Source organism: Streptomyces sp. NPDC048337 (assembly GCF_043201175.1).
In the GTDB taxonomy this organism is placed as follows: Bacteria; Actinomycetota; Actinomycetes; order Streptomycetales; family Streptomycetaceae; genus Streptomyces.
On the sequence record NZ_JBICYR010000004.1, the window covers coordinates 188,060 to 200,112 of the forward strand.

Genomic DNA, 12,053 nt, shown 5'->3' on the forward strand with positions numbered 1-12,053 from the left:
CCCCTTGTCACCTGGGCCGCTGACTGATGAGCTATGCCCGGGGACACAACGGACACCCTGGGAAAGGGAGATGTCGTGAGCAATGAAAGCCTGGCCAATCTGCTCAAGGAGGAGCGGCGGTTCGCACCGCCCGCCGATCTGGCCGCCGCCGCCAACGTGACAGAGGCTGCGTACACACAGGCCGACGCGGACCGGCTGGGCTTCTGGGCCGAGCAGGCCCGGCGGCTGACCTGGGCCACGGAGCCGACCGAGACACTCGACTGGACGAATCCGCCCTTCGCGAAGTGGTTCGCGGACGGCAAGCTGAACGTCGCCTACAACTGCGTGGACCGCCACGTCGAGGCCGGCAACGGCGACCGCGTCGCCATCCACTTCGAGGGCGAGCCCGGCGACAGCCGCGCGATCACCTACGCCGAGCTCAAGGACGAGGTCTCCAGGGCCGCCAACGCCCTGACCGAGCTCGGCGTGCAGGCCGGCGACCGCGTCGCCGTCTACCTGCCGATGATCCCCGAGGCGGTCGTCGCGATGCTCGCGTGCGCCCGCGTCGGCGCCGCCCACTCCGTGGTCTTCGGCGGCTTCTCCGCCGACGCCGTCGCCTCCCGCATCCAGGACGCCGACGCGAAGCTGGTCATCACCGCCGACGGCGGCTACCGCCGCGGCAAGCCCACCGCGCTGAAGCCCGCCATCGACGAGGCCGTCGGCAAGTGCCCGCAGGTCAAGAACGTGCTCGTGGTGCGGCGCACCGGTCAGGACACCGCCTTCACCGAGGGCCGCGACGTCTGGTGGCACGAGGTCGTCGGCCGCCAGTCCACCGCGCACACCCCGCAGGCCTTCGACGCCGAGCACCCGCTCTTCATCCTCTACACCTCGGGGACCACGGGTAAGCCGAAGGGCATCCTGCACACCTCGGGCGGCTACCTCACGCAGGCCGCGTACACCCACCACGCGGTCTTCGACCTGAAGCCGGAGACCGACGTCTACTGGTGCACCGCCGACATCGGCTGGGTGACCGGGCACTCGTACATCGTCTACGGGCCGCTCGCGAACGGCGCCACCCAGGTGATGTACGAGGGCACCCCGGACACCCCGCACCAGGGCCGCTTCTGGGAGATCGTGCAGAAGTACGGCGTCAGCATCCTCTACACGGCGCCGACGGCCATCCGCACGTTCATGAAGTGGGGCGACGACATCCCCGCGAAGTTCGACCTGTCGAGCCTGCGCGTGCTGGGCTCGGTCGGCGAGCCGATCAACCCCGAGGCCTGGATCTGGTACCGCAAGCACATCGGCGGCGACCGCTGCCCGATCGTGGACACCTGGTGGCAGACCGAGACCGGCGCGATGATGATCTCCCCGCTGCCGGGCGTCACCCACACCAAGCCGGGCTCCGCGCAGCGGGCCCTGCCCGGGATCTCCGCCACCGTCGTGGACGACGAGGCGCACGAGGTCCCCAACGGCGGGGGCGGCTACCTGGTCCTCACCGAGCCGTGGCCGTCGATGCTGCGCACCATCTGGGGTGACGACCAGCGGTTCATCGACACCTACTGGTCGCGCTTCGAGGGCAAGTACTTCGCGGGCGACGGCGCCAAGAAGGACGACGACGGCGACATCTGGCTGCTCGGCCGGGTGGATGACGTGATGCTGGTCTCCGGCCACAACATCTCCACCACCGAGGTCGAGTCGGCGCTCGTCTCGCACCCCTCGGTCGCCGAGGCGGCCGTGGTCGGCGCCAACGACGAGACCACCGGCCAGGCCATCGTGGCCTTCGTCATCCTGCGCGGCAGCGCCTCCGAGACCGACAACCTGGTCGCGGAACTGCGCAACCACGTCGGCGCCACGCTCGGCCCGATCGCCAAGCCGAAGCGGATCCTGCCGGTCCAGGAGCTGCCGAAGACCCGCTCGGGCAAGATCATGCGCCGTCTGCTGCGCGACGTGGCGGAGAACCGCGCGGTCGGCGACGTGACCACGCTCGCGGACTCCTCGGTCATGGACCTGATCCAGAGCAAGCTGCCGAGCGCTGCCAGCGAGGACTGAGACACGACGAAAGGGGCATCCGGCGCGCCGCGCCGGATGCCCCTTTCGCACATAAGGTGATGATCGCCGGATACACCCTCGCGTACACCCTGTAAAATATTGAAAACGTAAAAACCACAGGGTGCGCCGGGAAGTCTGGTCGGCAACAGCGTTTGTCATGCCGTCGACCACCCGGAGGTGTCCCACCGTGGCCACGCCCACCCCCAGCCGCAAGCTGCTCGGCCGGCTCTCGCTGCCCGAGCGCCGCTTCGTCGCCGACGCCCTGCGCGCCGAGACCGTCGGCGGCGTGCTGCTGCTCGTGGCCGCGATCGCCGCCCTGATCTGGGCCAACACGCCCGCCCTGACGAACAGCTACGACACCGTCCGGGACTTCCACATCGGCCCGGCCGCCCTCGGCCTGGACCTGTCGATCCAGCACTGGGCCGCCGACGGCCTCCTCGCGATCTTCTTCTTCGTCGCCGGCATCGAACTCAAGCGCGAGCTCGTCGCGGGCGACCTGCGCGACCCCAAGGCGGCCGCCCTCCCGGTCATCGCCGCAATATGCGGCATGGCCGTCCCGGCCCTGGTCTACGCGCTGGTCAACACGCTCGGCGACGGCTCGATGAACGGCTGGGCGGTCCCGACGGCGACCGACATCGCCTTCGCGCTCGCGGTCCTCGCGGTCATCGGCACCTCACTGCCCTCCGCCCTGCGCGCCTTCCTGCTGACCCTCGCCGTCGTCGACGACCTCTTCGCCATCCTGATCATCGCGGTGTTCTTCACCAACGAGATCGACTTCCTGGCGCTCGGCGGCGCGGTCTTGGGCCTGGCTCTCTTCTGGTTCCTGCTCCGCAAGAACGTCCGCGGCTGGTACGTGTACGTCCCGCTCGCCCTGGTCATCTGGGGCCTGATGTACAACAGCGGCATCCACGCCACCATCGCCGGTGTCGCCATGGGCCTGATGCTCCGCTGCACCCGCAAGGACGGCGAGCAGCACTCCCCCGGCGAGCACATCGAGCACCTGATCCGGCCCGTCTCCGCCGGTCTCGCCGTCCCCCTCTTCGCGCTGTTCTCCGCCGGTGTCTCCCTCTCCGACGAGTCCATCGGCCAGGTGTTCGGCCGGCCCGAGACCCTCGGTGTCGTCCTCGGTCTGGTCGTCGGCAAGACCGTGGGCATCTTCGGCGGCACCTGGCTGGCCGCACGCTTCACCAAGGCCGAGCTGAACGAGGACCTGGCCTGGCCCGACGTACTCGCCGTGGCTTCGCTCGCCGGCATCGGCTTCACCGTCTCGCTGCTGATCGGCGAGCTCGCCTTCGCCGGCGACGAGATCCTCACCGACGAGGTCAAGGCGGCCGTCCTGATCGGCTCGCTCATCGCCGCGGTCGTCGCGTGCGTCCTGCTCAAGCTCCGCGACCGCAGGTACAGGGCGCTCACCGAGGACGAGGAGCGCGACGACGACCGCGACGGCATCCCGGACATCTACGAGGAGCACAACCCGGAGTACCACCTGCGGATGGCGAAGATCTACGAGAACAAGGCCGCCGAGCACCGCCGCAGGGCCGAGGCGGCGGCCGCCGGGCGGGCCGAAGCGGCGGCCGGGTCCAGCGCCGAGGGCGACCGTCCGGCATGATCTGACTGACGACGGAGGACAGCCGCCGGCAGCAGACGACAGAGGGAGAGAGCGATGAGCGCAGTGGACCAAGGGGTGCAAGGAGCCGAGCGCACACTCGGCCAGCTGGTCGCCTCGGCAACCGCCGAGATGTCCGCCCTGGTGCACGACGAGATCGCCCTCGCCAAGGTGGAGATCAAGCAGGACGTCAAGCGCGCGGGCATCGGCAGCGGCGCCGCGATCGTCGCGGGCGTCCTCGTGCTCTTCTCCCTCCCCGTACTGAGTTTCGCCGCGGCGTACGGGATCCATAACCTCGGGCTCGGCCTCGCCTGGTCCTTCCTCATCGTCGGCGGTGCGTTCTGGCTGCTCGCGGGCCTGATCGGGCTGCTCGCCGTGGTCAAGTTCAAGAAGGTCAAGCCGCCGGTGAAGACCATCGAGTCCGTCAAGCAGACCGCCTCGCTCGTCGGAACCGTCAAGCCGCACGCGCGGCCGTTGAGTGACAACGCCGTGGGTGTGGCACGCTCGTCCTCATGACAGCGCCCTCGCCGGACTCCAGCACTCCGCCCACCGCCGCCACGGCGGTACGGCTCGACGTGCCCGGCAGGACGGTGATCCACCGGGACGTCGCCGCCAACGGCGCCCGCTTCCACGTCGCCGAGCTCGGCGACGGGCCGCTGGTACTGCTGCTGCACGGCTTCCCGCAGTTCTGGTGGACCTGGCGGCACCAGCTGACCGCGCTCGCCGACGCCGGCTACCGGGCGGTCGCCATGGACCTGCGCGGCGTGGGCGGCAGCGACCGCACCCCGCGCGGCTACGACCCGGCCAACCTGGCGCTCGACATCACCGGGGTCGTACGGTCCCTCGGCGAGCCGGACGCCGCCCTCGTGGGGCACGACCTGGGCGGGTACCTCGCCTGGACGGCCGCCGTGATGCGGCCCAAGCTGGTGCGCCGCCTCGTCGTCTCGTCCATGCCGCATCCGCGGCGCTGGCGCTCGGCGATGCTGTCGGACTTCGGGCAGACCCGGGCCAGTTCGCACATCTGGGGCTTCCAGCGGCCCTTCGTCCCCGAGCGGCAGCTCGTCGCCGACGACGGGGCCCTCGTAGGGCAGCTGATCCGGGACTGGTCGGGGCCGCTGCTTCCGGAGGACGCGGATCTCGCCGTGTACCAGCGGGCGATGTGCATCCCCTCCACCGCGCACTGCTCGATCGAGCCGTACCGCTGGATGATGCGGTCGATGGCGCGGCCCGACGGACTCCAGTTCAACCGGCGGATGAAGCGGCCGGTGCGGGTGCCTACGCTGCATCTGCACGGCTCGCTCGACCCGGTGATGCGGACGCGCAGTGCGGCCGGCTCCGGGGAGTACGTCGAAGCCCCGTACCGGTGGCGGCTGTTCGACGGTCTCGGGCACTTCCCGCACGAGGAGGACCCGGTGGCCTTCTCGACCGAGTTGGTGAACTGGCTGAAGGACCCCGAGCCGGACCGCTGACCCGCACCCCGCTGCGGTGTGACAATCATTCAATTGCCCGGCGCATAGGCCAATTGGCCGCCGCGTACGGGGTTACCGACCATGGGGCACGGGCACAGCTCGGAGTATGAGCTGGACGCACGACCACGGTGACACCGCGCACGAACGCCGCTCGGCAGCTACGCCGGGCACCCACGAGAGGGCCGGCCGACACGGCCACGACCTCAGACTCGGGATTCCGCGCATCCTGCGACGCAGGGCCCGCTGGGTCTCGGCACGGCTGCGGCATCCGCGGACGTAGACGCCGCGGAGGCCGCGGGCCCATGCCGGCGCGGGAGCCTCAGAGGGCGCAACCCTGGCTGTCGATCCGCTGCACGGCGGTCCTGCCGATCCGGATGTCGTCGCGGATCTCGTCCGCCGTCAGCGCGTAGCCGGTGTTCGGGTCGTCGAGGGACTTCGCGAAGACCACCCCGTACACCTTGCCTTCGGGAGTCAGCAGTGGGCCGCCGGAGTTGCCCTGGCGGACCGTCGCGAACAGCGAGTAGACGTCCCGTCGGACGGTGCCCCGGTGGTAGATGTCCGGACCGTTGGCGTTGATCCGGCCGCGGACGCGGGCGGCGCGCACGTCGTACGAGCCGTTCTCCGGGAAGCCGGCGACGATCGCGTCGCTGCCGCTCGCCGCGTCCTTGTCGGTGAACTCCAGCGCCGGGGCCTTCAGCTTGGGCACGTCCAGGACGGCGATGTCGCGCTCCCAGTCGTAGAGCACGACCTTGCCGTCGTAGAGCTTGCCCTCGCCGCCGATCTGCACCGTCGGCTCGCCGACCCCGCCGACGACGTGGGCGTTGGTCATCACCTTGCCGGGCGCGAAGACGAAGCCCGTGCCCTCCAGCACCTTGCTGCAGCCGGGCGCGGTGCCGACGACCTTCACGATCGAGTTCTTGGCCTGCTCGGCGACGGGGCTGGTGGCGAGGTCCGGGTCCGGCGCCTGCACCTCGGGGATGGGCTCGTTCGAGAACGGGGTGAACACCTGCGGGAAGCCGTTGCGCGCCAGGGTGGAACTGAAGTCCGAGAACCAGGTGTTCGCCTGCGCGGGCAGCACCCGCGACACTCCCAGGAGCACCTTGGAGTTGCGGACCTCCTTGCCGAGCGTGGGCAGCGAGGTTCCGGCCAGTGCAGAACCGATCAGCCATGCCACCAGCAGCATCGCCACCACGTTGACCAGGGCCCCGCCGGTCGCGTCGATCACGCGCGCCGGTGACCATGTGATGTGGCGGCGCAGCTTGTTGCCGAGGTGGGTGGTCAGCGCCTGGCCGACCGAGGCACAGACGATGATCACGACGACCGCGATGACGACGACCGTGGTGGAGACCTGGGTGCCGTTGTCCGTCACCCGGTCCCAGATCAACGGCAGCAGGGACACGGCGACGAGGCCACCGCCGAGGAATCCGATCACCGACAGGACGCCGACGACGAACCCCTGGCGGTAGCCGACGATCGCGAACCACACGGCGGCGAGCAACAACAGGATGTCCAGCACGTTCACTGGGTCACCGTCTCACGCGCGCCAGTCGAGCGGGACGTGCCGCGAGCGGTCCCAGGGACGCTCCCAGCCCGCGAAATGCAGTAGCCGGTCGATCACTCCGGCCGTGAAACCCCAGACCAGAGCCGATTCGACGGTAAAACCCGGCCCCAGGTGGCCACTCGGGTGGACGGCCGTGACCCGGTGCTCGGGGTCCGTGAGATCCGCCACGGGAACCGTGAAAACGCGGGCCGTCTCGGCCGGGTCCACGACGCCCACCGGGCTCGGGGTGCGCCACCAGCCGAGAACCGGGGTCACGACGAACTCGCTGACCGGGATGTAGAGCCGGGGCAGTACCCCGAAGAGCTGGACGCCCGAGGGGTCGAGCCCGGTCTCCTCCTCGGCCTCGCGCAGGGCGGCGCGCAGCGGTCCGGTGGTGTGCGGATCGCCGTCCTCCGGGTCGAGGGCGCCGCCGGGGAAGGAGGGCTGGCCCGGGTGGGAGCGCAGGCTGCCGGCGCGCTCCATGAGAAGCAGCTCGGGGCCGCGCGGGCCCTCGCCGAAGAGGATGAGCACGGCGGACTGCCGGCCGCGGCCGTCCTCGGGGGGCAGGAACCGGCTCAGCTGAGTCGGCCGCACCGTGCGCACGGCCGTGACGACGGGGTCGAGCCACGCGGGCAGGCCGTCGGCGGACACCTCGATGCCGTCGCCCTCGCGGGCTGCCGATTCCGTCTCGTCCCGTGTACCGCGCGTCATAGGCACCCCTGTCCGTGATTTCCCTTACCGCCAAACGCGGTGCGGGTACTGATTCGTTCCTACGGCTGCCCGCCGCTGGGCGGGGCCGGAAGGCCCGGGTAGTCCGGGGGCGGGGTCAGGCGCTGGCCCGGCTGGCCGCCCTTCTCGTACTTGAGCAGCTTCTTCGCCTTCTCCGGGTCCGTCTCGCCCTCCCCGTACGCCGGGCAGAGCGGGGCGATCGGGCAGGCCCCGCAGGCCGGCTTGCGCGCGTGGCAGATGCGGCGGCCGTGGAAGACGACCCGGTGCGACAGCATCGTCCACTCGCTCTTCGGGAAGATCGCGCAGATCTCCGCCTCGACCTTCTCCGGGTCCTCCTGCTCGGTCCACTTCCAGCGGCGGACCAGCCGGCCGAAGTGCGTGTCGACCGTGATCCCGGGGACCCCGAACGCATTGCCAAGGACCACGTTCGCCGTCTTGCGGCCCACCCCGGGCAGGTTCACCAGGTCCTCGATCCGGCCCGGCACCTCCCCGCCGAAGTTGTCCCGCAGGGCCTGCGAGAGGCCGAGAAGGGACCTCGCCTTCGCCCGGAAGAACCCGGTCGGCCGGATGAGCTCCTCCAGATCCTCGGGAGCGGCCGCGGCCATGTCCTCGGGGGTCGGGTAGGCGGCGAAGAGGGCCGGGGTCGTCTGGTTCACCCGCAGGTCGGTGGTCTGCGCCGACAGCACCGTCGCGACCAGCAGCTCGAAGGGATTGCGGAAGTCGAGCTCCGGATGGGCGTACGGATAGACCTCGGCCAGCTCCCGGTTGATGCGGCGGGCCCTGCGGACCATGGCCAGATGGGATTCCGGATTCGGAGCCTTCGGTTTCTTGGCCGAAGCTTTGCCCTTGGAGGGGGGCAAGGCCTGCGAAGATGCCTCCCCGAGGGCTTGTTCGCCCACGGCTGAATTATGGGGCGCCGTCACTCCGGCGGACCCCTTGGCCTGTGCTCTCACCGGCTTATTGGACACCCGGCCAGCCTAAGGCCGACCGCTGACACCCGCCCGGACCTCAGGTAACACCACCCCGATTGGTCTCACACCGCACAGCACACGCGTACGTCCGGCATCCTTGGTAGTGATTGATCGCACTGTTTGAGCCGTCCGGCAAAATGGGAGACCCCGTTCCGGGCCCCCTGAGCTGGTCGACATAGGAGAGAGACTCGTGGACGACGTTCTGCGGCGCGCCCCGCTCTTCGCGGCGCTCGATGACGAGCAGGCCGCGGAGCTCCGCGCCTCCATGGGCGAGGTGACCCTCGCACGCGGTGACGCCCTGTTCCACGAGGGCGACCCCGGCGACCGGCTGTACGTCGTGACCGAGGGCAAGGTGAAGCTGCACCGCACCTCCCCCGACGGTCGCGAGAACATGCTGGCCGTCCTCGGCCCCGGCGAGCTGATCGGCGAGCTGTCGCTCTTCGACCCGGGCCCGCGCACCGCCACCGCCACCGCGCTGACCGAGGTCAAGCTGCTCGGTCTCGGGCACGGCGACCTCCAGCCCTGGCTGAACGCCCGGCCCGAGGTCGCGACCGCGCTGCTGCGCGCCGTCGCCCGGCGCCTGCGCAAGACCAATGACCAGATGTCCGACCTGGTCTTCTCCGACGTTCCCGGCCGCGTGGCGCGGGCGCTCCTCGACCTGTCGCGCCGGTTCGGCGTGCAGTCGGAGGAGGGCATCCACGTGGTGCACGACCTCACGCAGGAGGAGCTGGCGCAGCTCGTCGGCGCCTCGCGCGAGACCGTGAACAAGGCCCTGGCCGACTTCGCGGGCCGCGGATGGCTCCGCCTGGAGGCGCGAGCCGTGATCCTGCTGGATGTGGAGCGGCTCGCCAAGCGGTCGCGCTGACGCTTGGTCCTCGCTGTTCGAGGGGTCCCGCCCGGTTGGGTGGGGCCCTTCGCGTTTGCGGGTGCGGCGCCGTTGCGGGAGCTCTGCCCCCCGAGCCTCGAACGCCGGCGGGGCTGGGTTTGACCAGCTGGATTTGCCGGGGGAGCCCGGCGTTTGGACAGCCGGTCCCGGCCAGGGCAGAGGCACAGTAGGAGGCATGGAGCACAGAGGGCTGGACGCGGACGGGTACATCGAGCGGGAAGGGGCGCTCGGCCGCGTGCCGGTCGGGTTCAGGGGGGTCGTGGCCGCCGCCCGGGAGCGGATCGCCGAGGCGTACGGGAGGCGGCTGCACAGCGCCTACCTGTACGGGTCCCTGCCGCGCGGGACGGCCCGGCCCGGGCAGTCCGACCTCGACCTGCTCCTCGCCCTGCACCACGAGCCCGCGGACGAGGACCGGGACACCGCCGATGTGCTGTCCCGCGGGCTCGACGAGGACTTCCCGGAGATCGACGGCGCCGGGATCCTGCTCTACGGCAAGGACACCCTGCTGAGCGAGCAGGAACGATACGACCTGGGTTGGTTCCTCGCCTGCCTGTGCACCCCGCTGCTCGGCGCGGACCTGGCCGAGCACCTGCCCCGCTACCGCCCGGACGGACTGCTCGCCCGCGAGACCAACGGCGACCTGGCCGACGTACTGCCCGGCTGGCGGGCGAAGGTGCGGGAGGCGTCGACCCCGGAGGAGTACCGCAGGCTGAGCCGGGCCTTCTCGCGGCGGCTGGTGCGCACCGGGTTCACCCTGGTCATGCCGCGGTGGGGCGGCTGGACCAGCGATCTGGCGGAGTCCGCGGAGGTCTTCGGCGGGTACTACCCGCAGCGGGCGGCCCAGATGCGCGCCGCGGCCGCCGTGGCCCTGGAACCCGTCGCGGACCCGGCCGTACTGCACACCTACATCGAGGACCTCGGGCCGTGGCTCGCGGACGAGTACACGGCCCGGCACGGCACGAAGGCCCCGCGGTCCTGACGCGGGGCCCGCGTGCTCACTCGGGTCCGCCCGGGATCAGGCCGTGCTCCTGGAGGTACTCCAGCTGCGCCCGTACGGACCATTCCGCCGCCGGCCACAGGGAGCGGTCCACGTCCGCGTAGACCTGGGCGACGACCGCCTCGGGGGTGGTGAAACCGTTCTCGACGGCCGTCTCGACCTGGGCGAGGCGGTGCGCGCGGTGGGCGAGGTAGTACTCGACGACGCCCTGGGCGTCCTCCAGGACCGGCCCGTGACCCGGCAGGACGGTGTGCACCCCGTCGTCGACGGTGAGAGAGCGCAGGCGGCGCAGGGAGTCCAGGTAGTCGCCCAGGCGGCCGTCGGGGTGCGCGACGACGGTGGTGCCGCGGCCGAGGATCGTGTCCCCGGTCAGCACGGCCCGGTCGGCGGGCAGGTGGAAGCACAGGGAGTCGCCGGTGTGGCCCGGGGTCGGGACCACGCGCAGCTCCAGCCCGCCCGTCCGGATCACGTCCCCGGCGGCCAGGCCCTCGTCGCCGAGGCGCAGGGCCGGGTCCAGGGCGCGGACCTTGGTGCCGGTGAGCTCGGCGAAGCGGCCGGCGCCCTCGGCGTGGTCGGGGTGGCCGTGGGTGAGCAGGGTGAGGGCGATCCGCTTGCCGGCCTGCTCGGCGGCGGCGATGACCGCGCGCAGGTGCCCCTCGTCCTGCGGGCCGGGGTCGATGACGACGGCCAGCTCCGAACCGGGCTCGGAGACGAGCCAGGTGTTGGTGCCGTCCAGGGTCATCGCGGAGGCGTTGGGGGCCAGGACGTTGACCGCGCGGGCGGTCGCGGGCCCGGAGGTGACGACTCCGCGGGGCTGTCCCGGCAGGGCGGCGGCATCGGTCATGCGGGGCCTCCGAGGCGCACTCGCTTGGTGAACTCGTCGTGTCCGGGCCAGCTCAGCACGAGCACGCCGTCTTCCAGCGCGGCCTGCGCCAGCACCGGGGTGAGGTCCTGCGCACCGGCCGCGGCGAGAGCGTCGGCGGCGCTCCCGTACGGCTCCAGGGAGCGCAGCGTGGAGATGGTGGGCGGCATCATCAGCAGCTCGCCCTTGTCGTACCCGTCGGCCGCGTCCGCGGGGCGGATCCACACGGTCCGGTCGGCCTCGGTGGAGGCGTTGCGGGTGCGCTGCCCCTCGGGGAGGGCGGCGACGAAGAACCAGGTGTCGTAGCGGCGCGGCTCGAACTCCGGGGTGATCCAGCGGGCCCACGCCCCGAGCAGGTCGGAGCGCAGCCGCAGGCCGCGGCGGTCGAGGAACTCCGCGAAGGACAGCTCCCGGGCGACGAGGGCCTGCCGGTCGGCCTCCCAGGCGTCGCCGGTGGTGTCGCCGACGACGGTGTCCTCGGTCTCCCCGGCGAGCAGGACGCCCGCCTCCTCGAAGGTCTCCCGTACCGCGCCGCACACGATGGCCTGGGCGGCGGCCGGATCGGTGCCGAGGCGTGCGGCCCAGTCCTGCCGGGAGGGCCCTGCCCAGCCGACCTGGTGTTCCGCGTCGCGCGGGTCCACGCCGCCGCCCGGATAGGCGTACGCGCCTCCGGCGAAGGCCATGGAGGCCCGTCGGCGCAGCATGTGGACGGCGGGCCCGGCGGGGGTGTCGCGCAGCAGCATCACGGTGGCGGCGCGCTTCGGTTCCACCGGGGTGAGCGAGCCGTCCGCGAGCGCGCGGATGCGGTCGGGCCACTCGGGCGGGTACCACTGGCCTCCGGCGGGGGGCTGCTGCTGACCGTACTGACCATTCGGCATGGCGGGATGCTACGGGGATCCGGGCCGATGTTCGAGAGGCCCCGGCCCACGAGCGGGCAATGCTCAGCCCCCCGAGCGGGTGGC

The 12,053-nt window shown here is 71.5% G+C and carries 11 protein-coding genes; 6 read left to right on the plus strand and 5 right to left on the minus strand.

What is annotated here, in order from left to right; genetic code table 11:
* Nucleotides 1-33 precede the first annotated feature (33 nt).
* From acs to ACGFYU_RS08845, 4 genes are all read left to right on the plus strand, one after another.
* Nucleotides 34-2,031 (plus strand): acetate--CoA ligase, encoded by a 1,998-nt coding sequence (gene acs, locus ACGFYU_RS08830; protein ID WP_393826570.1) that lies wholly within the window; start codon nucleotides 34-36, stop codon nucleotides 2,029-2,031.
* A 187-nt stretch (nucleotides 2,032-2,218) separates the two neighbouring features.
* On the plus strand, nucleotides 2,219-3,640 hold the full coding sequence (gene nhaA / locus ACGFYU_RS08835) for a Na+/H+ antiporter NhaA (RefSeq protein WP_393826571.1): 1,422 nt from the start codon (nucleotides 2,219-2,221) through the stop codon (nucleotides 3,638-3,640).
* 54 nt (nucleotides 3,641-3,694) lie between these two features.
* Nucleotides 3,695-4,153: a phage holin family protein gene (locus tag ACGFYU_RS08840; RefSeq protein WP_393826572.1), complete on the plus strand. Its 459-nt coding sequence runs from the start codon at nucleotides 3,695-3,697 to the stop codon at nucleotides 4,151-4,153.
* A complete protein-coding gene (locus tag ACGFYU_RS08845; RefSeq protein ID WP_393826573.1) occupies nucleotides 4,150-5,106 on the plus strand; it encodes an alpha/beta fold hydrolase in 957 nt (318 codons plus the stop codon). The genes ACGFYU_RS08840 and ACGFYU_RS08845 overlap by 4 nt, the downstream gene beginning before the upstream one ends.
* Nucleotides 5,107-5,425: 319 nt before the next feature.
* On the opposite strand, the gene ACGFYU_RS08850 is transcribed toward ACGFYU_RS08845, so the two are convergent.
* The 3 genes from ACGFYU_RS08850 to nth are packed head-to-tail and all read right to left on the minus strand — an operon-like array spanning nucleotide 5,426 to nucleotide 8,274.
* Nucleotides 5,426-6,628 carry a MarP family serine protease gene (locus tag ACGFYU_RS08850; protein ID WP_393826574.1) on the minus strand — a complete coding sequence of 401 codons (1,203 nt, stop codon included), beginning with the start codon at nucleotides 6,626-6,628 and terminating at the stop codon, nucleotides 5,426-5,428.
* Between the two features lie 12 nt (nucleotides 6,629-6,640).
* Nucleotides 6,641-7,357 (minus strand): NUDIX hydrolase, encoded by a 717-nt coding sequence (locus ACGFYU_RS08855; RefSeq protein ID WP_393826575.1) that lies wholly within the window; start codon nucleotides 7,355-7,357, stop codon nucleotides 6,641-6,643.
* Nucleotides 7,358-7,416: 59 nt separating this feature from the next.
* Complete coding sequence (gene nth / locus ACGFYU_RS08860) at nucleotides 7,417-8,274, minus strand: endonuclease III (RefSeq protein WP_393826576.1); 858 nt, start codon at nucleotides 8,272-8,274, stop codon at nucleotides 7,417-7,419.
* 262 nt (nucleotides 8,275-8,536) lie between these two features.
* On the opposite strand from nth, the gene ACGFYU_RS08865 reads away from it, so the two are divergent.
* Nucleotides 8,537-9,211 carry a Crp/Fnr family transcriptional regulator gene (locus ACGFYU_RS08865; RefSeq protein WP_003981529.1) on the plus strand — a complete coding sequence of 225 codons (675 nt, stop codon included), beginning with the start codon at nucleotides 8,537-8,539 and terminating at the stop codon, nucleotides 9,209-9,211.
* Nucleotides 9,212-9,407: 196 nt separating this feature from the next.
* On the plus strand, nucleotides 9,408-10,211 hold the full coding sequence (locus ACGFYU_RS08870; protein WP_393826577.1) for a nucleotidyltransferase domain-containing protein: 804 nt from the start codon (nucleotides 9,408-9,410) through the stop codon (nucleotides 10,209-10,211).
* A gap of 16 nt (nucleotides 10,212-10,227) precedes the next feature.
* On the opposite strand, the gene ACGFYU_RS08875 is transcribed toward ACGFYU_RS08870, so the two are convergent.
* Entirely contained in the window at nucleotides 10,228-11,073 is an 846-nt protein-coding gene (locus ACGFYU_RS08875; RefSeq protein ID WP_393826578.1) for an MBL fold metallo-hydrolase, read from the minus strand.
* The gene (locus ACGFYU_RS08880; protein ID WP_393826579.1) at nucleotides 11,070-11,969 is read right to left on the minus strand and encodes an NUDIX hydrolase; all 900 of its coding nucleotides are present in this window, start codon (nucleotides 11,967-11,969) and stop codon (nucleotides 11,070-11,072) included. The genes ACGFYU_RS08875 and ACGFYU_RS08880 overlap by 4 nt, the downstream gene beginning before the upstream one ends.
* Nucleotides 11,970-12,053 lie beyond the last annotated feature (84 nt).

Excerpts from the sequence above, each read along its gene's own strand:
- acs (WP_393826570.1), top strand. The coding sequence starts at position 34 with ATGCCCGGGGACACAACGGACACCCTGGGAAAGGGAGATGTCGTGAGC.
- ACGFYU_RS08840 (WP_393826572.1), top strand. The coding sequence starts at position 3,695 with ATGAGCGCAGTGGACCAAGGGGTGCAAGGAGCCGAGCGCACACTCGGC.
- ACGFYU_RS08845 (WP_393826573.1), top strand. The coding sequence starts at position 4,150 with ATGACAGCGCCCTCGCCGGACTCCAGCACTCCGCCCACCGCCGCCACG.
- ACGFYU_RS08855 (WP_393826575.1), bottom strand. The coding sequence starts at position 7,357 with ATGACGCGCGGTACACGGGACGAGACGGAATCGGCAGCCCGCGAGGGC.
- ACGFYU_RS08870 (WP_393826577.1), top strand. The coding sequence starts at position 9,408 with ATGGAGCACAGAGGGCTGGACGCGGACGGGTACATCGAGCGGGAAGGG.
- ACGFYU_RS08875 (WP_393826578.1), bottom strand. The coding sequence starts at position 11,073 with ATGACCGATGCCGCCGCCCTGCCGGGACAGCCCCGCGGAGTCGTCACC.
- ACGFYU_RS08880 (WP_393826579.1), bottom strand. The coding sequence starts at position 11,969 with ATGCCGAATGGTCAGTACGGTCAGCAGCAGCCCCCCGCCGGAGGCCAG.